Origin of the sequence: Streptomyces melanogenes (assembly GCF_014649795.1) — a bacterium.
GTDB lineage: Bacteria > Actinomycetota > Actinomycetes > Streptomycetales > Streptomycetaceae > Streptomyces > Streptomyces noboritoensis.
Genome location: NZ_BMTS01000044.1, coordinates 18859 through 40210, shown reverse-complemented (window position 1 = coordinate 40210; position 21352 = coordinate 18859). Strand labels below are relative to the sequence as shown.

Genomic DNA, 21352 nt, shown 5'->3' with positions numbered 1-21352 from the left:
CGCGCGGTCTGCTCCGCAGACGCGACGCGCTGCCGCTACGCGGCGGAAGAGATGCCGCGCTCCGCGCGGCTGGCCGGCGGCTCCGCCGCCGGGTGCAGCCAACTCCGTTGGCTGCGGCTCGAATTGCTCCGCAATTCGGCCTGGCGGAATTCGCTCCGCGAATTCCTTTGTCTGGCTAGGGGGTTGGGCAGGCGGTGCGATTTCTGCTTTCCCCTTCTGTTTCGATTCCGGGGTGGTTTTCCATTCCGGGATTCTCCTCCCGGTCTCTCTGAATCTGATTTCTGATCAGTTCCCCTCTATGCTCGGTGAGTTCATCTGAGCCGATGGCCGTACGCTCCCTTCCTCTGTCTGGCAACCCATGGCCATGAGTGAGGACGCTGTAGCAGAGAGGGGAGCAGGGCTGTCTCCACTGTGCCAAACCTCCTCCCTCGACAGGGCAAGGAGTGAGAAGACAAGGACGTGTCCGATGAAGGCTCAGATACGCGGGAACCAGCGGTGCCAGCCGGAGCAGCCCGAGTGGCCGCGGTACAGCGACTGCTCGGGCTCGAGACCCGGGGCGAGCTGACATCAGCTCATATCCAGCTGGTCGCACGGGGATTGGGGAGGTCGGAGCGGTAGATCTGGCGTAGCTCGGCGTTCTGCTCGCTCAAAACGGCCCACGCCTGCTTCCCTGGTGATCAGCGCGCAGCCGGAGCGGCCAGTGTGCCGGCCACAGCGAGCGCCCCGACGCGGCGGACGTGAAGGTGCCCGATGGCCGCGTTCCCGGGCCAGGCGACCATCGACCTTTGTGAGGCCGCCCGGAGGCGGCGGTAGACGGTCCCGGACGTCTCCCGTTTCCTCTTCCCGGGCTCCTGGTCAACCCCGCGCCCGTCGCAGCGCGGAGGCCACCGCCGACGCGCAACAGGAGACCAGCCGCCCCGATCCCCTCCAGCGCCACTCGCCCCTGCCTCCCTGTCTTCCCTTTTCTTCTTGTCGGGGGCGGGCGAGGGGCTCTGGAGGGGATGTCCGGCCCCCCACCACACCAAAACCCCACAGTGACCAGCAACAATCGCCGGGCGGCCGGGAGACGAGGTCAGGAGATAGATCAGGGGATAGTTCAGGAGATCGCGCGGGAGGCCAGAGACCCCCGCCCGGCCCCGGCTAGGCCCGGCACCCCTACCTCCGGCTATCGCGGAGAAATAACACCTCATGCTGCTAACGGGTCACGTGGACCTTGGTCGCCGCTCCTGCTCATAGGCGACGCTGAACCCCTGCACCGTCTCGCCGTACCTCTTCAGCTGGTCCCCAAGCATGGGATCGGGGTACGGGTGCAATTCCCCACATGCGTACGGATGAACCTCCCCAGGCCACTCCGCACCGGACTCGCCGTCGAGGAAAAACAACACCACCGCAACGTCGACCGGCCACGTTCACCCGTACGAGGCGGGGGACGTCCACCCGTACGCCGACACCGGGGCGGACGAGGGTGTTGCGCGGTCGTTTGTGGTGGGTCGGGGGCGCGGTCGTGGGGCCCGTGGCGTCGGGGGCCGGCTGTGTACAGCGGTCTCCACTGCGCCGTACCTGCTCCCTCGGCAGGGGCGAGGAGTGAGGGGACAGGGGTGTGTCCGATGAAGGCTCAGATGCGCGGGACCCGACAGTGCCGACCGGAGCAGCCCGGATGGCCGCAGTACAGCGGCTTGGGATGGCGCTGCTGGTCGTCAGTCGGGACAGGAAGCAGGCCCTGCTGGGCAGGCAGCCCCGGATTGCGGGCGAGGTAAGCCCTGGCCGCGTACAGGCCAGCTCGGTACTGGGCATCGACCTGGCCTGGAGCACAGAAGGTCGGACTTTCGGAAACTCCGGCTCCTGAGGGACCGTCAATTCCCATAGAACCCGCAACAGGCGGTAGCGGCGAGGCGAGCCCTTTGACCAACCTCCAGGCCCCGGCGGTCAAGAGATGTATGCTCGCCTCGCCTATGCTTTCCAGGACTCTCGGAATCAGCGGGCATCTATCGACGATAATCCAGCGGGCTTCACCGGCATCCTGTAGATGGGACGGACCAACCCAGGCGGCTCATACAGTTCACGTGCCGCTTTCATCACGAGGAGCAGCGACAAGCTCATCCGGATCATGTATTTCGGCGCCAGCCAGCGGGAAAACAACAAGAACCTCACCTAGAGGTGTCGTCGAAATAACTTCGCCGATCGGGTCCTCAGGGTGATCCGTCTCGCCTACGACCATGACACGATCTCCCGTATGCCATCGCTTCACAGGCGTGCTCCTCATCCTCGTGATCCGGGTTCTCATGACGGTGAAGAACTGACTAGTCCTTTCCGCTGCATTCACCTGAACTGATGTGTCCGTTGACCCAGTAAGCCGTAATTATACCCTTGTGGCCATATTTGTTTCCCGCATAGGTGAACTCATTACGGTCGACCAAGATGCACATTGTCCGCTTCGTTCCGCCGGCAATCTTGTACTTGTAGGTTGAGAACGTTCCCCCCTTGAAGGGGTAGGACTGACTCCCCTTTTCTTCATTCTCCATAGCCTTGACCCACAGCGACTTGGCGTAGGACGTCATCTCATGGTTGTACTTGTTCCCTTTCTTGCCGCCCTTGGCGATATGAACCCGCCCGAAGTTTGCGTTTCCCTCCCGCAGGCCGGTGTCTATAGGAAACGTCAGGGAGAACTTCTGGACGATCTTGGCTGCGCCCGGGCCGTCGGTGAGGGGAAACCCGTTCCAGTTCGAACGCGTTACGTTGCGGGTTCCGTCGTCCTGTGATTCTGGCTGAGTATGAGCCGCAGCCACTGAGACGTTTCCCAAGGTCAGGAGCCCCGTTAACAGGACCAAGCCCATCGACTTGATGAGGGTGGAATCACAGACCGACATGCTGCCTCCATGGTTAAGCCTGCAGCATCAAGCCGCAGGAAGCTGAGTACAGCTGAGTGTCCATCAAGTGGATCAACAGACATAGGGACCTATGGCCTCAAATAACTGCCCATAGGTCCCTGACCGCCTCAGCCCACAGTCGATGACCACAGGCTCGCAGGGCGCATGCCGTCTCAGTGGTCCTTCTCCCGCCAGGTCCGCGGCTGTCCTTCCGGGCCGAGTTCAACGGGATGCTGTTCGCCGGCATGCACCGACTCCTCCTCCCGCATGGCTCGCTGATCGAGGTGGTCCTGCATCAGCTGCCGCAGCAGCTCGCGTCCCAGCTGTTCGAGCTGTCCTTCCAGCTCGTCATGCGAAGGCCCGCCGCCGGGCTGGCGGCCAGCGTCGAGATGAGGCGTTCGAAGGCATCACGGGAGGCGGAGTACGGGTCTGCTGCGAGGCTGGGTGACTGGTTCGGTCGCGCGGGCACCATGTTTCTCCTAACCGACATCCGTGGCACCGCAGACCCCGCAGCCTCACCTGCTGCAATTGGAGATCCCGGCCACGATGCTGCGTTGATCTCCAGCGTGGCCCCACTCTGCCCGTCGATCGCCGCCCCGGCACCGAGCCCTCCGTTGTTTCGGGCTGCCTGCAAGCAGCCACGGCGGTGGCCGATCTAATCACCCGCCGCTTCAGCTGGACGGCCGTCGATTTGCCACTGGTAGACGGTGGTGACCGATGTGGAGACGCTGGATCGGCTGCCGGGGGGGGCGGCGTAGCAGATAGTCCACACGGCGGTTGTCTTGTTCGGGTAGCCGTACAGGTAGCCGCGGTTGTCGCTGCCGTAGTTCAGGTGCTGTTCCGCCAGCGTCAGGGTGCCTCCACCGCTCAACAAGCAGCGGGCGCCGTGGGCCAGGACAGGGATGATCGGTGCGCTGTCGGACTGACCTGGCTCTACATCGGGGCCGTACCCCGTTCTAGATGGCCTGCAACCGTCCTCCGCAGACCGGCCGCCACAAGTACCGTCTGGAGGCAAGGGGTTACGCGATCGCCAACGACGGCACCGAAGTGCGGGGCACCCTCCTGTACGGAAAGGCGTCCTCCTGGACGTGCGTGTAACCCCCGAGAAAGGCCCAGAGATGAACGCGCCGCCCCACACCACCTTCGGTTACTCCGAGCCCCCGCCTGACGCCGAGCTCCTCCCGGCGCCGGGACCGACGGCAGACCGGGCGGAAGCACCGGCCGGAGAGGAACCGCAGCCCGAGAGTCTGCTCACCGGCTGGGCCCGGCCCACCCAGCCAGGCGACTTCCCGCTCGGGTACTGGGGGGACGGCAAGCACACCGCATGACCTGGGCCGGTGTCACAGTCGCCCTTCCCTGCGAGAATGCGGCTGGATGGGCAGAGCTCAGCAGAACCGCAACGCGATCATGGCCTCGGTCGGCATGCCCGGTACAGGGGGACGTGCCTTCGGCCCGGCGCCTCGCTGTCAAGGCGACGGGCCGAAGGCGCCGGCACCGCTGGACGATGCGCTGGAAGGCCCCGCTGAACGCCTTCCAGGTCGCCTCGAAGGACGCCTCACCCCCACCAACCAGCCACTGACCCCTCAGCAAGCAAGATCAGCCGGTTGGTTGGACAGACCCGTCGGCGACAACCGCCTGCATCACTCTGCTCCGGGGTGATGCGGGCCGGGTGGCAGGGGTCAGCGCAACTGGACGGCCTTCCTCCCGCGAGAGCCGGTGCATACGCGAAGCGGCCGGGCTCTCGGCCGATCCGGGAGGACTTTCACCTCACGCACCGGGCAACAAGGGGTCAGCAGGCCCTGTTGAGGTGGAAGGAAGAAAGTGTGTCGTATCCGACGGTGCCCCACGGGAAGTTGCCGGTGCTGTACGAAGGGAAGTTCCAGGCGGGGTCGGTCCACGGCTGGTTGGAGAACCACACGCCGTCGGTGCAGCCCGAAACCCAGGCGCTGGCCTGGTCGTTGAGGCTGGGGGGCACGTACCCGTCGCCCTGGCCGGTGACACAGGCCCGCCACCCGTTGTACATCGCCGCCGACCCGTACGGGCCGTGCTGGTAGTAGCAGATGCCGGCCGTCGCAGCGGGTACCGCTTGCTGTGCGGCGGTGGAGGTACGCGGTGCTGCCTTGAGGCAGGTGACCTGCGCACCGGCGTGTTCGGCATACGTGAGCGCACATCCGGGCAGGGACATGGAGGCCAGTTCCTGGGTGATCGCTGCTTTGAGCGCGAGCCCTGGCGCAGGCGCAGTAAGTGACGGTGCGGACTGGGTGGCTCCGGCGGGGCTGCCCCACAGCACCGCGGTGACCAAGGCCGCTGCACCTACCAGCGGCATGGTGTGCCCATCCCTTCATCGATCCCGATCGAGCTACATGCACGAGCCCCCGCTGCTCCATCGGTTGCCGACAGACCGCGGGGTTTCGGCGGAGACCACCCCACCCCCAGGGACTCGCGGGACTCGAATTCCAGGGATCCAGACAGCAGAAAGCGGAAAAGCCCACGCCTGGCCGGCAAGTCAGCCATGCTGCACCGACCCGGCCGAGCGGGAGCCGGTTACGACCATGAGCTACCGGGAATTTGTCCGCCAGACACCTCACAGAACAACCCAGCCCAGAACCCCGTAGGAACAGGACAATAGGGGCTTTGTCCGCGGACAACAGAGGCAGAATGCGAGCCTCGAATGCTTCGCTCAGCGAGTAGCAGGTGTCCCGGGACGCTGCGGCGCCGCAGGGCTGGCGCGTGTCAAGAAGGTGAGGTGCTGGCTTGGGCAGGGATGCCGGACGGACCGCGACGCCGAAAGGGGCGCCCTCGCGGTCGCCGACTCGTGCGGCGTCGCCACCGCCGACATGACGCCCGAGCAACTGGCGTTCTGACTCACCTCGGCCGAACAGGCCGACCTGACCAGGCCGGACATCCTGGCGCAGATCACGGTCCGCTCCGCCCGCTGGAACAGCGCCTGGACCGTGTGGCCCGCCACCTGGAGCGAAGCCGCCGACCTCCTCGACCACCCGGCCGCCACGGCGGCGGCCGTGACGACGGCGTTCGCGGTCAACACGCAGGGTCAGGCGGCCGATGCCCGGCACTCCATCGACCGCCTCAACCCCGGCCGGATCACCCGCCACCTCACCGACCGCTGGAACCCGCCCCCGAGCGCCGACCGGGCGGAGCGGGACGCGGCGGCCCGCGACCGGGCGTTCAGGGACTTCGACGGTGCCGTGGAGGTCCTGTCAGGCCAGTCTTGCGGCACACGAGAATGCCACCGAGGCAAGTAATGCGGAACGCTCCCTTTGTACGGATGGTTTCTTCAACCCGCTCGCGAGCGCGCTCGACTGTCTCCGCGAAGGGAACGCCCATCTGCCCTGCCCAGGCTTCGTAGGAGGCGAGGTGAGCCACGACCGGAGCCGCATCCGATACGTCGATCACACCCGGCAGCGTAATGGTCCGGATGTCGGTGAAGACCTCCCTCAGGACACCTGGGGCGTCTTCAAGGGTGAAGCGTGAGGAGAGCTGTACCCGGGTCGGGCCCTCCGGGATACCCAGGACGTCTCCGGCTGCCCGACGCCACAGGTTCTCCAGCTCGCTTTTGTCGGTGCGGCTGTTGGTGGAGATGAGGGCAATGCCATCGGGGGCCAGGGCACGGCCCAACTGCCTGACGGCTTTCTGTTGGTCTTCGACGTGGTAGAGCATATGCATGGCCAAGGCTGCGCTCAGGGCACCCTCCGCGAGGGGGAGCTGCTGGGCGTCGGCGAGGATTGCTCCGGGGGTTCCGGTCAGGATGCCGGGCGAGATATCCATGGGGACTACGGTCAGGTCGGGCCGTTCCGTGCGGAGGCGCTGTACGAACTTTCCGTTGCCGCAGCCCACATCCGCGACCGCTCCTTGGACATCGGCCAGTTCGTTCACGATGATGCCGGGGAGGTCGTGCTGCGGGGTCTGCCACTGGTACAGAGACTGCCGTGCCGCGAGATGCTGACCGGTGCCGTACGCCTGCGTCGAGAGCAGGTGCCGGTCGGTCACCGAAGCGTCGTTGATCGGACGGGCAGTCATCTCGGCTCCCTGGGGTTGCCAGCTAGAGCGGGCCGGGTGGTCGCTTCCCTGATGGCCTCGCGGCGACCGACTACCCGCCGTGAGCCACGGTAGGGCTCGCTGCCCATCAGTGCGTACAGATTGCGCAGTCTGATCGCGATACCGGCCGTGTAATTCGTTGCGGCGGACCCGTACGGGCCACGCTGGCATCTTCGTGACCAGACGGCAGCGCCCCAACCAATGGGCTGGGGCGTTGGACTACGACCGAGCCCGAGATGACGCACAGCAGTCAGCAGCCCCGCGGCCCTGGAACGGCCGTCGCTACTCAGCAACATCCCGACTCCGACGTTCCGCTCCTCACATTCAGCTGACCTGCTGAAGCCGCTGCCGCCAGGAATGGTCCGGCGCGATCGCCCTGAGCGCCTCGGCCAGCCATTCGCGTTGCGACATGTCCAGCAAAGGCAGCACCGCATCGAAGTCGCTCTCGTCCTTCTCCCGTGTCGCCTTCGCCTTGTAGAAGAGCTGGACCTCGGGCGCCAGGTAAGGAATGCCGGTTGCGCTCGTCCGCCCCACCCGCTCGATCGGCAGCCGGATCTGTGGGGCGCGCCGCGAGATCCACTCGGTGCCCTCGGCCTCATCGAGCATGAGCTGGACTGACCAGGGTGCCTCCGGCGTGCGGCGGCACCAAATGTCATGGAGGGGCAGCTGAAGAGCCTCTCCAGAAGGCCAGGGGCGCAATCGCCCCAGGCCGGGTGGGTCGGCAACGAACAGGTCCCAGTCGGCCAGAAGATCACGAACGAGGGCTTGGTCGCGGCGGAGGACGAGGACGTCCAGATCACCATGCGGGCGCAACTCGCGGCCGACCGCGAGCTCGATCGCGTACCCGCCGGCAATCCACCAAGGAAATCCCGCTTTCGCGAGCACTACAGCGATATCTTCGGGACAATCCGGCACCCAGCGCCCCAATACGTCATCAGCACTCACACTTCCATATTCTCAATGCCGATACTCTGGAATGGAAACCCGGAAGCGGCGCGAGCCACAGCACTCCTTGCCTCTCGGTGCCCGCGCACATCAACACCATGCGCATCAAGGCAGCCAGGGGCCGACGCTGAACGCGCGACTCACGGTCGGACCTGTGGCCGCGGGCCCGAGTCGCTGCTCACCGATAACGCGCTGCCCCCGCACAGAGCAGGCTATGCCCCAGTCGCCCGGCAAGGGCTTCCACGCCACAGCTTCAATGCCGGTCGCGGGCGCCACCGTAGCTCTTACGGGCTACTGCCCGAAGTCGCAAATCTCCCCGAAAGCAAGCCTTCAGCGGTCCGGTGGCGTTGCCGCTGGTGCGGCCGTCCCTCTACCCTCGGGGGCAACGCGTCGACGGAGACGAGTAGCCGCGGGTTCACGTGAGCCAAGAGAGCTGCCGGTAGCTGGGAAGGCAGTGTCACGCCCCGCGGTGAAGACCCTCCCGAGCGCGGGGAGGAACGACCCTGGATGGGGTCCAATGCCCCGCCGGCTGGCCCCCGTGACCGGGCCTGATGAGGCCACTGCTCTGTGGTGGCGAAGGCGTGGTGGTACCGCGAGTCCCCTTCTCGCCCACGCTCCCAAGGGATCATGACGACGCCCCCTGGAGGGCCGCGATGATCCACCCAACGAGCCGCGTACTGGTCGCTGACCTGCGGCAACATCTCGACCAGACCGTTTCGGTCTGCGGCTGGGTGAACACTCACCGCCTGCAGCGCACCATGCAATTCGTCCTGGTCCGCGACCATACCGGCACGGTGCAGGTCACCCACCGGCGCAGCGGAAAAGGTGACCTGATCGAAAAGGCTATGGAGCAGGTGACCGTCGAGTCCGCCGTGCGGATCACCGGCCGGGTGGTGGAGAACCCGGTGGTGAAGCTCGGCGGCCTGGAGATCATTCCGGAGTCAGTCGAGGTGCTGAACCGGGCCGAGGCGCACCTGCCCATCGACGAGCACACTGCCCTGGAGCAGCGCCTGGACTGGCGCTTCCTTGACGTACGGCGCCGTCCTGCCGCGCAGCTGTTGTTCGCAGTGCAGACGACCCTGGAGCAGGGGATGCGCGCGTACGCGTATCAGCAGGGCTGCACCGAGATGCACACCCCGAAACTGATGGGCACCGCCTCGGAGTCCGGGGCGGAGGTGTTCAAGCTCGGCTACTTCGACCGGTCCGCCTACCTCGCCCAGTCACCGCAGTTCTTCAAGCAGATGGCGATCGCAGCCGGTATCGACCGAGTTTTCGAAATCGGCCCGGTCTTCCGTGCGGAGCCCTCGTTCACGTCCCGGCACGCAACCGAGTTCACCGGCGTCGATGTCGAACTGGCGTGGATCAACCGTGTTGACGACGTGATGGCGTTCGAGGAGCAGATGCTCACGCACGCCCTCGCCCAGGTCGCCGAGCAGCACGGGGAAGCGATCCGGGAGGCGTACGGCGTGGAGGTCGTCGTGCCGAAAGCGCCCTTCCCGAGAATCACGATGGCCGAGGCCCAGGCGGTACTGAGGGCCAGGGGCTGGGACCCGGAGGGTGTGAAGGAGGACCTGGACCCCGAGGGTGAGCGCGCCATCGCCGCGTACGTGCGGGAGCAGACGGGGCACGAGTTCGTGTTCATCACGCACTACCCCACCAGCATCCGGCCCTTCTACCACATGCGTCCGGCCGGTCAGCCGGACGTGACACTGAGCTTCGACCTGCTCTGGAAGGGGCTGGAGGTCACCACCGGGGCGCAGCGCGAGCACCGCTACAACGTGCTGCTCAAGCAGGCCGCGGAGAAGGGCATGAACACCGAGCCCCTGCAGGACTACCTGAACTGCTTCCGGTACGGGTGCCCGCCGCACGGCGGGCTCGGCATGGGGCTGGGCCGGGTACTGATGGTGATGCTCGGCCTGGACTCGATCCGTGAGGCCACCTTCCTCTTCCGCGGGCCCAACCGGCTTACCCCGTAGCCGGGTTATTTGGATGATGGCTGTCTCGGGTGGCGCTGCGGCAGGTGCGCGACGCCACGCGAGACGGCTTCAGGCCCTGCGTGGCCGCCGACGGCGCTCCAGCCCCGCGCCGGTGCCGCCGAGGCCTAGCAGGGAGGAAAGGGGTGCGCCGCTGTTCCAGGAGCCGAACAGGTCGCGGTTGAGGGCCACGATGTGGTGTTTGAGCGCGAGCTGGCGGGCGCTGCCGCTGTACTCGCACGTCGTGACGAACAGGGCGACATCCGCATGGTGTTCGGCGAACGCCATGCCGACGAACTTCTGCATGTCGCCGCTGGGGACCTTCCGGTGCGGAGCGTAGTGCTTGACCTGGACGACCAGACGGCGGCCGTCGGGCAGGTAGCCGAGGATGTCGGCGGCCAGGTCGCCCGAGCCGCCGACCACGAGCACCTTGGTGCAGCCGTCGCGCCTGCACAGCTCGGCGACGTACGCCTCGAAGTCCTGCCAGCCCATGGCGTCGATGGCTGTCATGGAGCGTTCGAGCGCCATGCGCCGGTTCTGCTCCCTCCAGGTCCGGTCGCCCTCCTGCTCTCTGCGATGGGCTCGCCACAGGAGCAAGCCGCCTGTACTCAGGATCGTGGCGACCACGAGGGCAATGAGAAGCCACATGTACTGCCAGAAGACGAACAGGGAGACGGCGAGCACTGCTGCAGCGGTTCCGGTGCGGCGGCGCAGTAGTCGTTGCCGCCGAGCCTTGCTGGTCTGTCTTTTGCGTTGTGGCATGCCGGTCTCCCCCGTCCGCTGATCTGTTGGCAGTTTGAGGAGGCTCAGCTCCTGCGCCAAGAGGCTCTTTCCAGCCTCCGCGTCAATAGTGGATGTTGCGGAGATCGGTGAGCCACGGTTCGTCGGGGTACTTGTCCCAGTGTTCGCGCAGGACTTGCTCGCGCGGGGCGAATCGGCCGTGCCGGGCCAGGCCCCCGTGGGAAAGATTGATGCTCATGCTCAGCGCCGTGTCCCCGGTGACCCAGTGGGGGGTCAGGACGTGGCTCCACAGCAGGTCGCCGGGCCCCATGCGCACGGCCTGGACTGTGCGGGCGTCATGGAGTGGTGGGTGTTCGCCGGTGGACTCGCAGCGAATCGCAGCCTCTGCCGACAGTACCTGGTCCGGGGCGTGGTAGCTGTGGAAGGTCTTGGCACCCTCGATTTGCCAGACCAGGCCGTGGGACTGGTCGGTGTGGTAGGTGGAGTTGCCGTCAGGGCCCGAGAGGAACAGCAGCGGCGCGCAGCGGTGCCAGGTGAACCCGCGGGCGGACAGGAAGGTGCGCCACGGGATCATGACGTCCTCGTGGAAGCCGGTCAGCAGGTTGTCGTAGAGCCGGGCCAGGCGGAAGTGGACGAGCCGGAACGGCCACCGGGTGATCTCTTCGACGGGGGCGTGCCGGAACGCCCGGGTTCTGGCGCCTCGGATCTCCGGGTCGAGGTCGCCAAGCAGCGTGAAGCGAACCTCTTCGTCGTTGCGGATGACGTCCAGGACCTCCAGCGCCGACGGCAGCGTGAAGCGGAAGGGCCACAGGTCCGGGGCAAGGCGGAAGTTGGGCGGGTCCATCCAGCGTTGAGTGAACTCGCCCGGTGTGATGATGGTGTCGGTCATCGGCTTCCCCTTCTTCGGTTCAGCGTGCGGCACGGCAGATCGCGGCGCAGTCCGGGGTGACTTGGTCGCCGGGTGGTGCTGCCAAGTAGTCATGGATCACGGACCGCGGGGCCTGGACGGAGACGCCGGTAGTGCCGTACGGGCAGCGGCGAAGACAGCCGTTCGCCGAGACATACAACAGGTCCGACCGGCACACCCTGCTCTCGGGCTGGAACAGCAGGGCGTGCAGGGCCGTGAGGTGCTTCCGGAACCGCGGGCTGAGTGCGAAGTAGTGGGCAAGGTGTTCGGTGTCGTCCCGCTGGCGCTGTACGTACGCGTCAAGACTGAGACCGGCATTGGCCTGAGCGGCGGTGTCGAGCATGACCGGGCTGAGCTGCACCTCGACCTCCACGTCCCGCAGCGCGGTATAGACGGCGCGTGCCTCGGTATCGGACACGTCCCAGTACGTCAGGTGGAGCACCTTTGCGGGAGCCGGCACGGCCTGCAAGGTGGCGAGAGCGGTCTTCACCGAGCGAGTCGTGCGCCCCAGGCGCATGGCGCCCGCCGAGTCGGCGGACACGGTGAGGTTCGCCAGAAGATGCCCGATCCGAGCGAGGCCCGCGACATCGGCTTCCGCACGAGCCGATGTCACCACCGACACGGCGAGCCCGAACTGGTGGGCCAGGCGGATCAGGTCGCGCAGCTGCGGGTGGTGGGCCGGTTCCCCGCCCGTCAGGCAGACCCCTTCGACACCTGCTTCCTTCAGACGCGACAGGGTCCGGGTATAGGTGGGGATCTCCAGGTAGCCGGGCGCGCGGTCGGGGCGCAGGCAGAAGCCGCACGCGATCTTGCAGTGACCGGCGGTGCTGACGAGGGCCTGGGTGAAGCGAGCAGGTACAGGTTTGGCGGCGGTCATTGGACCCCCGTGTTGTCCCAGAGCGCGATCTCCACCATGTTCTGGTAGAAGGCGCACATCTCGGGGTCCGGTTCGCTGTCTCCGATCAGGAGTTGCTCGTTGCGGGAGGGGCCGCCGCAGATCGCGAGGGCCGGACAGGTGCCGCATGCGGGGATCGGCGCGATGTTCTTCGCGATGCCCCCGAGGAGTTCGGGCTTTGCCTCCAGCTCGTCGATGCTGTAGAGGAAGGCGGGCTCGTCGAAGTTGATGTCGCACAGGCTCAGGCGGTCGCCGGGGAGCAGTGCGGCGTTCAGGGTCTGGTCGCTCTGCATGTGGTCGAACAGCATCGGATGGCGCCGGTCGAGGGCTTGGAAGGCCCGGTCCAGTACGGAGAACATCATCGCGCCGCGGCCGAGTGCCACCATTCGGGCCGCGTACAGCTCCTTCGCCAGCGCGGCTCCGCTGACTCTCCACCGGCCGCCGGTGGGGATGGGGGTGTTGGTGCAGATGAACGTGAGGCCGAGTTCGTCGATGATCCACCTCACGGTGTCCGCGAGTCGGCCGATGTTGGCGGACGTGGGCGTGAGGTTGCAGCCCACGTGCACGCCGTCCGTCTCCAGGAGCCGTCGGACGTTGCGTCGGATCCGGTCGTCGGCAGGCTGCCCGCCGAGCAGCAGGCGGTTGGCCGAGTTGATCGCCGGTGGTCCGTCGATGGAGACGCCGACGCCGTACTGGTAGCGGGCGAAGTGCTGGACCATGGCATCCGTGTGGCGCGCGCCATTGGTGACGACGGTCCGGCGGATGCTCTTCACCCCGTGCTCGGCGGCGAGCCGGTCCGCGAGCTCGTCCCCGTACCGCATGAGGTCGAAACGGATGGTCGGCTCGCCGCCGAACCACTGGATGGACACTTGGTCGTGGCTGGCGTTCGTTTCGAACAGATAGGCCAGCCCGGTGGCTACTTCCTCCTCGGTCATGTCGGGCTTGCCGGTGTTCGTCTTCACGAAGCAGTAGTCACACGCCATGTTGCACTTGTCGGTCAACACGATACGAAGTCCACTGATGCGCAACGGTGTCGCATCGAGCCCGAGGTGGGTGAGGCGGTTTCGGAGAGCTTCGCGTCCGTCGGTCCGAGGGCCGTCGGCCACGAAGCCGAGCTCGGCGAGAGCGGTATGGGTCGCGGTCGGGGGAACCGCAGAGAGGTCGGTGACCTCCCCGCGGTCGAGGTAGACGCTCTCCAGCGAGACCGGGTCGAGGAGAACAGCTTCCCCGTCGCGCTCGAACTGGAGGTACTTCCCCCACACAAGCTGGGAGGAGGCCACTGTCCTAGGCGGCTTCCACCTCGGCGATACCGAGCTGCGCCATTGTAGTGCGCACCAGTTCCACGCCCTTGTCCCGAAGAATTTGCGAGGCGAGGGGCGAACCGCCGTCGGCGAGGACGATCATTCCAGGCAGTGTCGGGTTCGGGGCGATCACGGTGATGCCGGCCGGGTCGGTGCTGATGACGAGAACGGCGTTCTCCAGGTCGACCCAGTCGGTCTGCTCCTTGAGGGCTTCGCTGATGTTGGCCTGGTCGGCCTTGAAGTTCGCCTGTTCTGCCATCCACACTCCGGCTTTCGACTTCGAATCGACGACGTCCGCGTGCAGCAGGTGGTCTCCCTTGCTGCGGCGTGGGATCGGCATAGAACTCATCTCCTGTCCTGTTACGGATAGTTGTTGGCTGATGCCGTGCAGGGCAGCAGCCAAGCTGCCCGGACAGGAGCGTGACGGGGATCAACCGAGAATGCACATCGCCGCGGTGATATCACTGCGGCGATAGCGAAGGGCCCGGAGGGTCAGGCTGGGCGCCGTGTCGTATCAGCTAGGCATGAGATGAAGAGTCCGGGCAACGCTCCACCGGTAGGCCCGCTCCTCGCGGCGCAGTTCCACCAGATGTGCCTGTTCCACCACAATGTCCACTGGGTCGAGTTCGCGAAGCGGCCGTAGCGCGGCGCGGATACCGTCCGCGGGCAGCGTGCGGTTGGAGTAGGCGATGCCGATGTGCGGACGAAAGACCGCCGCAGGTTTCCTGAAGGGCAGACCGTGGTGCGCCCCGACCTCATGGAGCATCTGGTAAAGGTCCAGGATCGGCGTCCAGGGTGCGACGCTGTATCGGATCGCCCCGCGCGACGCGGTCAGCGGGATGGCCTGCAGCGTGAACCGCTCTGGAACTGTCTGCTGCGCGGCTGCCGCGAGCTGGTCGATCCGGTCGCCGCTGATCTCCTCGACGAGGCCGACCCGGCCAAAAGTCAGGTGCAGGCCGTCAGGGTCGATGTTGTCGAACCCGAACGGTGCCAGGTCCTGCTGGCATTGCCGCATGTGGCCGACCAGGGGGGACTCTTCTGGAATGGTCAGCATCCAGTAGTAGGCCCGGGTATCCATGCTCCATCCAGGCCGCTCCCAGTGGTCGATCATCTTCTCGACGGCGTCGAAGGCGGCCCAGTCGTGCGCGGCGATGACCGCCGGGTCAGTCGTGCTCGGCGGGGGGCTGGGCGGGAAGGCTCCCGAATCGACTGTGAGCTGCATCCGCGGCCCTTCTGGTCGGCTGCACCGGCCGCGCCAGTTTCGCAGAACCCACCAGCGCCCGCGCCTGTGGGGCAGACTGCCACGTCCTCAACGCTTCGCCGTACTCCCGCACCGCAGGAAGATTTCGCCATGGGGCCGCAAGCAGATACAAGTCGCCGGCCCGCTGCACGACCGAGCGGATTGGCGCCCCGCCATCCGCCTCCAGGATCTGGCGACCGAGCACCATGGCCTGCTCCACGTCCGGACGATCACTCGTGAGCACGGCCGTTGCCACATCCAGACGGACCAGGGCGCGGCTCCAGGCTGAATCAGAGTGCTGCACCCGATCGTCGATCTCGTCCGCGTAGGCCAGGACGCGGTGCGGCCTGCACAGCGCCACGTGCACGGTTGCGGCGTTGGCGAGGGTACGGGCCAGGGCATAGGGGGCGAACGAGATGCACGGGGTAAGGCCATCCGGGACGTCGTGCCGTGCGCTCAGGTCTACGGCAGTCGCGATGGCTCGCTCCGCCCTCCTCACGTCCCCGAGTTTCCCCAGGGCCCGAGCGCGGCCGTTGGCCTGGAGTCTGATCGCCTGCGGATGGCCGGGGTCGATCGCGACTCCCGCATCGGCACAGGCCACGGCCTCCTCGAAGCGACCGGCGTAGTAGGCGTTGAGGGAGCGGGTCCCCTGTATCCACATGGCCAGTTCGCGGTCGTCGATGTGAGAGGCGAGCTCTGCCGCCTCAGCGCAATACGCCTCCGCCAGAACCTCCCGGCCCGCATTGACTGCCATGTAGGCCAGCAGGGCGGATGCCTGGGCAGCAAGCCGGAACAGCGCCTCGCGCTGACGCGGGAGCTGTCGGCCCTCAAGCAGCTCGCCGACGTAGCGTCGCACCTCCAGAACTTCGCCCGCGAGGCTGTACGGCCCTTCCGCTTCATAGCGATGCACCACACCCTCAATCGTCTCCCGCAGCACCAGCAGAGTGCTGGAATCTGTGTTGGAGGAGGAGGCGGCGTGGAGTCGTCGCGCGACCTCGACCGGGCTCTCCCACGCTGTCTCGTGTACGGCTTCAGTGGTCGCACTACGTAATCGAGAAGAGAGAGCCGTGGCTACGAGTTCAGGTGCAACCTGCGGAGGCACTCCCAGGCCTCGGAGAACTATCTTGATCTTCTCAACATGCGTCAGCCGTCGGGTACCGGATTCCAGAGCAGACAGATAGGACTGACTTAGACCTGTAAGGCTTGCCAGGTCCTCTTGACGCAGATGGCTAATCTGCCGTATCCGGTGGAAAGCCGCCCCAAAGTCCCAGTTTGCGAGCGACTCGATAACATCCGCGTCGTGCCAGACCCACTCAGGGATGCAAGGCTGGTGGTGGGAGTCACGAGCGGAAGCGCGGGTGCAAGTAGCGCAGCGGGTATCGGCGTTGTAGCGACTCAAGAGCAGGCCGCATCCGGCACATCGACGTTGCCCTGATGCCATCGCCTACCTCCGCCGCAGTCGGAAGACCCACAGTAGATCCCGCGGGGCGCGGCCAGGACATCAATTCCGCTCTACTTGAGAGACGAACGACACTTCTCGGCCACGCCATTGGGCTCCACGTATCGGAACCAGCGTCGACGGGTCGCGTGGTCTTCCGTAACCCCCGAGCGGCACCCTCGTCATCACGGTGAGCCCTGAGAATTGTCTGGATTGGAACATTTCAGTCGGAAGCCCCAGGATCGCGAACCGCTTGTAGAGCAGTCCTTCGCTCCCTTCTGCGCACAGGCTGCGCAGCCCAGCCTGCGGGCGCCGCTTCGGAATTTCCTGAGTGATATCACCGTCGGCATGTGCACGGAGCGCCCCGGGCAAGGAGACTCTCGGCACAACACGCCTCACCGCAAAGGAGGCCGTGAAGCCCAGCGTTGCCATCCCACACGTCGGCCTGCAGAGGTTTCCGCATGCTCACCAGATCCCTCCGGATTCAGCTAATGCCTTCATGGCGGCCCAGGCACGTGAGCGGTGCCCCCTGGCGTGGGCTCGGCTGGCGGGTTCGCAATGGCCGTTAGTGTCTCGGCGGTCGTCCTGCTTGCCGTCATCGTCTTCCTGCTGGTCCGAAAGGGCGGCCTGAAGGCCGGCCACGCCGTCGTGTCAATCCTTCTCGGGTTCTACCTGGCGAGTCCGTCGGTTGCGCCGTCGATCAACCAGCTCAGTACGAAGGTCGCCAGCCTCATCAGCGACGTCACGCTCTGATGGAACCGACCGGCCGCCAAGTGCCGCAACTCACTACTTCTCAAGAGGATCCGATGCATATCCAGGAGCCGACCCTCCGCACCACGGCTCACTCCATCTTGGCGTTACGGCTGGCCCGGTCGGGCGGGGTGAGGTGATGCGGGGCGCCAGAGAGACATCGAGCCTGGGGGCCTTCACCCCGGTCTATCACCCTGCGGGGTTCGATCTGGAGTTGCGGGCGGTGCTCGCTGATCTGCAGCTCGGGCGCTGGGTCGCGGTCCGGGATCTGCTGGCCCGTACGGGTGACGACTGGGCGTTGCGTACGTCGCGTACGCAGGTGCTGGCGGCTGCAGCGGCCCGTACGGATGCTGTCGAGGCGTGGGTGGCGGAGGAGCCGGACAGCGCGGATGCGTTGGTGATGCGTGGCCGTGTTGCGGTGGTGCGGGCGTTGCAGGCTCATCGTGGCGGAGACGCGAAGGCGCCCGTTTTGGAGCAGGCGGCGCGGCATGCGTGTCTGGTCGCAGTGCCTCGGGTGCCGGCGGATCCGGTGCCGTGGGTGGCCTTGCTGGCATTGGCGCAGGCGGATACGGATCTGCGGTGTCCGGAGCATTGGCGGGTGGCGTGGGAGGAGATGCTTCCGGCTGGGCCGTGGGGGCTGCTGGCGCGGGTGGAGGAGCGGGATCCGGGCGGGAACCGGGAGGCGTTCCACCGGATGCTGCAGTTCTTCTACGCCTGCCGTCATACGTCGGTGGCGGATGCGATCAACTTCGCGCAGTGGACGGTGTCGAGGGAGCCTGCGGGTTCGCCGCTGCGGATGCTGCCGCTGTATGCCTGCATGGAGAGCTATCGGCGCCACCGGCAGAACGGGACAGCAGATGCGTTGCAGCACCGCCAGTGGTCACGTGAGCCGGTGAACCAGTACGTGCGGCGCGCCTTCTACAGCTGGAATGAGCAGCCCACGCCTTCGACGTCGGTGGTGGACCTGAACTATCTGGCGCACGCACTGTGGGCGGGGCATCAGTACGCGGATGCGGCCAAGGTCTTCCGGGCGCTCGACCGCTATGCCACCCGGCTGCCGTGGGCGTACGTGTGCGAGGACCCCGACCGTCCGGAGTCGGCGGTGCGGGAGTTCGTCCGCGCCCGCGCCCAGTGCCTGACCACCACCCGCACCCGCACAGCCCCCGCTCCCAAGCACCGCCTCCGCCTCACCTGACCCTTCATCCCTCCGACTTCAGGAACCAGAGCCTCTGAGATGTCATATACACATCAACACCCTTCCGGTGTGCACGCCGACGACGAGCACCTGCGCGAACTCGGTTACAAGCCGCAACTGTTCCGGCGGATGGGCGCGTTCGGCAACGCTGCCGTCTCGTTCTCCGTGATCAGCGTGCTGACCGGCTGCATGACCATGTACGGCTACGGCCTCTCCACCGGCGGCCCCTCGGTGATGATCTGGGGCTGGGTCGTGGTCGGCGGCATGGTGCTGTTCGTCGGCGCCGCCCTGGCCGAGGTGACCAGCGCCTACCCCACCTCCGGGGCGTTGTTCTTCATGGCTGACCGGCTCGGCGGGAAACGCTGGGGCTGGTACACCGGCTGGCTCAACCTCCTCGGGCTCCTGGGCGGGATCGCCAGCATCGACTACGGCTGCGCCCAGTTCACCGGTGCCTTCCTCGACCTCCAGTACGACTTCGAACCGACCCCCACGAAGACACTGTGGATCTTCTTCGGCATCCTCGCTCTGCACGCGGTGCTGAACCTTTTCGGGGTCCGCCTGGTCGCGGTGTTGAACGCGGTGAGCGTGTGGTGGCACCTGGCCGGCGTCGCCGTCATCGTCGGAGCCCTGACGATCGTCCCCGCCCGTCATCAGTCCGCAGACTTCGTGTTCACGAAGTTCGTCAACGGCACGGGCTGGTCCAGCAGCCTGTACGTGATCGCGATCGGGCTGCTGGTGGCGCAGTACACCTTCTCCGGGTACGACGCCTCGGCCCACCTGTCCGAGGAGACCACCCACGCCTCGGTGGCGGCACCGCGCGGCATCGTGCGCTCCATCGTCTGGTCCTGGATCGCCGGGCTTGTACTGCTGGTCGGACTGACCTTCGCCATCCAGGACTACACCGGTACCCAGACCACCCCCACCCGAGTGCCCCCGGCTCAGATCTTCATCGACGCCCTCGGCCTCGGCGGCGCCAAGGCCCTCCTCCTGGTCGTGATCGTGGCTCAGCTGTTCTGCGGGAACGCGGAAACGGCAGCGTGTTCGCGGATGGTGTTCGCGTTCTCCCGCGACGGCGCCCTGCCCGGCCAGCGGTGGTGGACACGCACCGACAACGCCAGTCGCACCCCACGGGCAGCCGTGTGGCTGTCGGTCGCGGTCGCTGGCGTCCTGGCGCTGCCATCGCTCTACAGCCCCACCGCGTACGGAGCGGTCGTCGCGATCAACGTCATCGGGATCACCCCCGCCTATGCGATCCCGATCTATCTGCGGGTCCGCTACCGCGACCGATTTACCCCCGGGCCGTGGAACCTGGGCCGCTGGAGCATCCTCATCGGCACCATCGCCGTCGGGTGGGTGGCGTTCGTCACCGTGCTGTTCTGCCTGCCGCAGACGAAGCCCGACAGTGGCGGGCTGGTGACGGTGGACACCTTCAACTACGCCCCCGTCGCCCTCGCCGCCGCCCTGCTGCTGGCCGCGATCTGGTGGCGCATCGCGGGACGCGATTACAAGGTGCCCGCTACCGCTGCCGACAAAGAACTGTCCAAGATCCAGGAAGAGATCGTCTGATGGCCACCACCCCGCGCTCGTTCTCGCAGGTACCCCGGCTCAGTGCTCCGTCCGCGGCCACCGCTGGCACGCGCAGGGGGCGTGCGTTCACCGGGAAGCTGGAGCTATCTGATCTGCGGGACGCCGTCGATGACGAGTTGATCGACACGGTCGTCCTGGCGCTGCCGAATTTGCAGGGGCAGTTGAAGGGCAAGTGGTACGGGGCCCGGCACTTCCTGGACAAGGTCGCCCTCGACGGTGCGGACATGTGCGCCTACCTGCTGGCCACGGATGTCGAGATGAGTCCGCGCCACGGCTTCGACCTGACCTCGTGGGACAGCGGCTTCGAGGACACCGGGGTCGTCCCGGACCTGTCCACCCTGCGCTACCTGCCATGGATTCCCCGCACCGTGCTCCTTCTCGGGGACGCGGTGGACTCGGCTGACGCGCCGGTGGAGGTTGCTCCCCGGCAGGTCCTGCGGTCCCAGCTCACCCGGCTGGCCGCACTCGGCCTGCACGCCCAGGTCGGCCTGGAGACCGAGTTCCTGCTCTACCAAGGCACCTACACCCCCACCACCGGTGTCGGACCCGGCGGGCTGGTTGCGGCAGCGGAGGTGAATCTGGATTATGCCCTTGACCACGCCCCTGGTCTCGACCGCTATTTCCGCCGTCTCCAAGCCGCATTGGCGAAGGCGGGGATGCCGGTGGAGGCCGTCAAGACCGAGGGCGCCCCTGGCCAGGTGGAGGTCACTTTCCCCCACGGTGGCGCGCTCACGGCGTGCGATCAGCATCTCGTGTTCAAGCACGGTGCGCGTGCGCTGGCGGCGTGGGCGGGGATGACGGCGACGTTCATGGCTGCGCCCGAGACGGGTATCGGCAGCGGCCTGCACCTCCATCTCTCCCTGACCCGCAGCGGCGCCCCTATGCTCCCCAGCCCCGACGGTGAACTCTCGCAGGTCGGCAAGAGCGCGGTGGCGGGTCTGCTGGAGGCCCTGCCAGGGCTTGCCCCGTTCTATGCGCCGAACGTGAACTCCTACAAGCGGTACCTGGGCGAGGCGTTCGCCCCGACCCGGATGGCCTGGGGGTTCGACAACCGCACCTGCGCGGTCCGCGTCGTCGGCCACGGCGACGGGCTCCACCTGGAGGTACGCCTCGGTGGGGCGGACGCGAACCCGTACCTCCTGGCCGCGGCCGCTGTGGCCGGCATCGTCCACGGGATCAGCCACGACCTCGTCCCACCCCGCCAGTGCGTCTCCAACGCCTTCGAAGCCTCCCAGGCGCCGCTGGTGCCGCTCACCTTGGAGCAGGCACGCTCCGCATTCCGCCACAGCCCCCTCACACGGGCGGCGTTCGGCGAGGAAGTGGTGGAGCACTACGCGCAGCTGGCCGAGATCGAGATCGACCACCAGCGCCACACCGTCACCGACGCAGAGCAGGCCCGCTGGTTCACCCGCGCCTGAACACCCCTGCCCAAACCCGAAGAGGAGAAAGACGCCGCC

20 protein-coding genes and 1 pseudogene are annotated in these 21352 nt (G+C 66.6%); 8 read left to right on the top strand and 13 right to left on the bottom strand.

What is annotated here, in order from left to right; translation table 11 throughout:
- Positions 1-2059: 2059 nt before the first annotated feature.
- From IE252_RS40775 to IE252_RS40765, 3 genes and pseudogenes are all read right to left on the bottom strand, one after another.
- Entirely contained in the window at positions 2060-2218 is a 159-nt protein-coding gene (locus IE252_RS40775) for a hypothetical protein (protein WP_190094568.1), read from the bottom strand.
- Between the two features lie 82 nt (positions 2219-2300).
- Positions 2301-2867, bottom strand: coding sequence for a hypothetical protein (locus tag IE252_RS40770; protein ID WP_190094567.1), 567 nt, complete (start codon positions 2865-2867; stop codon positions 2301-2303).
- A 176-nt stretch (positions 2868-3043) separates the two neighbouring features.
- Positions 3044-3339, bottom strand: a pseudogene (locus tag IE252_RS40765) (hypothetical protein); the annotation flags it as partial.
- Between the two features lie 488 nt (positions 3340-3827).
- On the opposite strand from IE252_RS40765, the gene IE252_RS40760 reads away from it, so the two are divergent.
- Both IE252_RS40760 and IE252_RS40755 read left to right on the top strand, forming a co-directional pair.
- A complete protein-coding gene (locus IE252_RS40760; RefSeq protein WP_190094566.1) occupies positions 3828-3965 on the top strand; it encodes a hypothetical protein in 138 nt (45 codons plus the stop codon).
- A gap of 20 nt (positions 3966-3985) precedes the next feature.
- On the top strand, positions 3986-4195 hold the full coding sequence (locus IE252_RS40755; RefSeq protein WP_190094565.1) for a hypothetical protein: 210 nt from the start codon (positions 3986-3988) through the stop codon (positions 4193-4195).
- Positions 4196-4656: 461 nt separating this feature from the next.
- Here IE252_RS40755 and IE252_RS40750 read toward each other — a convergent pair whose 3' ends face one another.
- Positions 4657-5052, bottom strand: coding sequence for a hypothetical protein (locus IE252_RS40750; RefSeq protein ID WP_190094564.1), 396 nt, complete (start codon positions 5050-5052; stop codon positions 4657-4659).
- A gap of 769 nt (positions 5053-5821) precedes the next feature.
- On the opposite strand from IE252_RS40750, the gene IE252_RS40745 reads away from it, so the two are divergent.
- The gene (locus IE252_RS40745; RefSeq protein ID WP_190094563.1) at positions 5822-6130 is read left to right on the top strand and encodes a hypothetical protein; all 309 of its coding nucleotides are present in this window, start codon (positions 5822-5824) and stop codon (positions 6128-6130) included.
- Here IE252_RS40745 and IE252_RS40740 read toward each other — a convergent pair.
- Both IE252_RS40740 and IE252_RS40735 read right to left on the bottom strand, forming a co-directional pair.
- On the bottom strand, positions 6054-6905 hold the full coding sequence (locus tag IE252_RS40740) for a class I SAM-dependent methyltransferase (protein WP_190094562.1): 852 nt from the start codon (positions 6903-6905) through the stop codon (positions 6054-6056). The genes IE252_RS40745 and IE252_RS40740 overlap by 77 nt on opposite strands.
- Positions 6906-7247: 342 nt before the next feature.
- Positions 7248-7868 carry a nucleotidyltransferase domain-containing protein gene (locus IE252_RS40735; protein WP_373298692.1) on the bottom strand — a complete coding sequence of 207 codons (621 nt, stop codon included), beginning with the start codon at positions 7866-7868 and terminating at the stop codon, positions 7248-7250.
- A 653-nt stretch (positions 7869-8521) separates the two neighbouring features.
- Between IE252_RS40735 and aspS the strand changes: the two genes are divergently transcribed.
- Positions 8522-9844: an aspartate--tRNA(Asn) ligase gene (gene aspS, locus IE252_RS40730; protein WP_190094561.1), complete on the top strand. Its 1323-nt coding sequence runs from the start codon at positions 8522-8524 to the stop codon at positions 9842-9844.
- A 69-nt stretch (positions 9845-9913) separates the two neighbouring features.
- Here the strand turns inward: aspS and IE252_RS40725 are convergent, their stop codons facing one another.
- The 7 genes from IE252_RS40725 to IE252_RS40695 form a co-directional block, all read right to left on the bottom strand.
- On the bottom strand, positions 9914-10603 hold the full coding sequence (locus IE252_RS40725) for a restriction endonuclease (RefSeq protein ID WP_190094560.1): 690 nt from the start codon (positions 10601-10603) through the stop codon (positions 9914-9916).
- An 82-nt stretch (positions 10604-10685) separates the two neighbouring features.
- Positions 10686-11471: a hypothetical protein gene (locus IE252_RS40720; protein ID WP_190094559.1), complete on the bottom strand. Its 786-nt coding sequence runs from the start codon at positions 11469-11471 to the stop codon at positions 10686-10688.
- Between the two features lie 19 nt (positions 11472-11490).
- Complete coding sequence (locus IE252_RS40715) at positions 11491-12366, bottom strand: radical SAM protein (protein ID WP_190094558.1); 876 nt, start codon at positions 12364-12366, stop codon at positions 11491-11493.
- Positions 12363-13664 (bottom strand): radical SAM protein, encoded by a 1302-nt coding sequence (locus IE252_RS40710; protein WP_190094557.1) that lies wholly within the window; start codon positions 13662-13664, stop codon positions 12363-12365. The genes IE252_RS40715 and IE252_RS40710 overlap by 4 nt, the downstream gene beginning before the upstream one ends.
- Positions 13665-13668: 4 nt before the next feature.
- Entirely contained in the window at positions 13669-14025 is a 357-nt protein-coding gene (locus IE252_RS40705) for a hypothetical protein (protein WP_190094556.1), read from the bottom strand.
- A gap of 174 nt (positions 14026-14199) precedes the next feature.
- The gene (locus tag IE252_RS40700; RefSeq protein ID WP_190094555.1) at positions 14200-14907 is read right to left on the bottom strand and encodes a 2'-5' RNA ligase family protein; all 708 of its coding nucleotides are present in this window, start codon (positions 14905-14907) and stop codon (positions 14200-14202) included.
- A complete protein-coding gene (locus IE252_RS40695) occupies positions 14849-16366 on the bottom strand; it encodes a helix-turn-helix domain-containing protein (protein ID WP_506417305.1) in 1518 nt (505 codons plus the stop codon). The genes IE252_RS40700 and IE252_RS40695 overlap by 59 nt, the downstream gene beginning before the upstream one ends.
- A gap of 555 nt (positions 16367-16921) precedes the next feature.
- Between IE252_RS40695 and IE252_RS40690 the strand changes: the two genes are divergently transcribed.
- The 4 genes from IE252_RS40690 to IE252_RS40675 all read left to right on the top strand — a co-directional run bounded on the left by IE252_RS40690 (position 16922) and on the right by IE252_RS40675 (position 21313).
- Positions 16922-17116, top strand: a complete 195-nt coding sequence (locus tag IE252_RS40690) for a hypothetical protein (protein WP_190094553.1) — start codon at positions 16922-16924, stop codon at positions 17114-17116.
- Between the two features lie 136 nt (positions 17117-17252).
- A complete protein-coding gene (locus IE252_RS40685; RefSeq protein ID WP_190094569.1) occupies positions 17253-18308 on the top strand; it encodes a hypothetical protein in 1056 nt (351 codons plus the stop codon).
- A 39-nt stretch (positions 18309-18347) separates the two neighbouring features.
- Positions 18348-19874 carry an amino acid permease gene (locus IE252_RS40680; protein ID WP_190094552.1) on the top strand — a complete coding sequence of 509 codons (1527 nt, stop codon included), beginning with the start codon at positions 18348-18350 and terminating at the stop codon, positions 19872-19874.
- Positions 19874-21313, top strand: coding sequence for a glutamine synthetase family protein (locus tag IE252_RS40675; RefSeq protein WP_190094551.1), 1440 nt, complete (start codon positions 19874-19876; stop codon positions 21311-21313). Before IE252_RS40680 ends, IE252_RS40675 begins: the two co-directional genes overlap by 1 nt.
- Positions 21314-21352: the final 39 nt, after the last annotated feature.

Bases quoted from the DNA above. Each gene is read 5' to 3' on its own strand.
- IE252_RS40775 (WP_190094568.1), bottom strand. From the start codon at position 2,218: ATGGTCGTAGGCGAGACGGATCACCCTGAGGACCCGATCGGCGAAGTT.
- IE252_RS40770 (WP_190094567.1), bottom strand. From the start codon at position 2,867: ATGTCGGTCTGTGATTCCACCCTCATCAAGTCGATGGGCTTGGTCCTG.
- IE252_RS40760 (WP_190094566.1), top strand. From the start codon at position 3,828: ATGGCCTGCAACCGTCCTCCGCAGACCGGCCGCCACAAGTACCGTCTG.
- IE252_RS40755 (WP_190094565.1), top strand. From the start codon at position 3,986: ATGAACGCGCCGCCCCACACCACCTTCGGTTACTCCGAGCCCCCGCCT.
- IE252_RS40750 (WP_190094564.1), bottom strand. From the start codon at position 5,052: ATGTCCCTGCCCGGATGTGCGCTCACGTATGCCGAACACGCCGGTGCG.
- IE252_RS40740 (WP_190094562.1), bottom strand. From the start codon at position 6,905: ATGACTGCCCGTCCGATCAACGACGCTTCGGTGACCGACCGGCACCTG.
- aspS (WP_190094561.1), top strand. From the start codon at position 8,522: ATGATCCACCCAACGAGCCGCGTACTGGTCGCTGACCTGCGGCAACAT.
- IE252_RS40725 (WP_190094560.1), bottom strand. From the start codon at position 10,603: ATGCCACAACGCAAAAGACAGACCAGCAAGGCTCGGCGGCAACGACTA.
- IE252_RS40720 (WP_190094559.1), bottom strand. From the start codon at position 11,471: ATGACCGACACCATCATCACACCGGGCGAGTTCACTCAACGCTGGATG.
- IE252_RS40715 (WP_190094558.1), bottom strand. From the start codon at position 12,366: ATGACCGCCGCCAAACCTGTACCTGCTCGCTTCACCCAGGCCCTCGTC.
- IE252_RS40705 (WP_190094556.1), bottom strand. From the start codon at position 14,025: ATGCCGATCCCACGCCGCAGCAAGGGAGACCACCTGCTGCACGCGGAC.
- IE252_RS40700 (WP_190094555.1), bottom strand. From the start codon at position 14,907: ATGCAGCTCACAGTCGATTCGGGAGCCTTCCCGCCCAGCCCCCCGCCG.
- IE252_RS40695 (WP_506417305.1), bottom strand. From the start codon at position 16,366: ATGGCATCAGGGCAACGTCGATGTGCCGGATGCGGCCTGCTCTTGAGT.
- IE252_RS40690 (WP_190094553.1), top strand. From the start codon at position 16,922: ATGGCCGTTAGTGTCTCGGCGGTCGTCCTGCTTGCCGTCATCGTCTTC.
- IE252_RS40685 (WP_190094569.1), top strand. From the start codon at position 17,253: ATGCGGGGCGCCAGAGAGACATCGAGCCTGGGGGCCTTCACCCCGGTC.
- IE252_RS40680 (WP_190094552.1), top strand. From the start codon at position 18,348: ATGTCATATACACATCAACACCCTTCCGGTGTGCACGCCGACGACGAG.
- IE252_RS40675 (WP_190094551.1), top strand. From the start codon at position 19,874: ATGGCCACCACCCCGCGCTCGTTCTCGCAGGTACCCCGGCTCAGTGCT.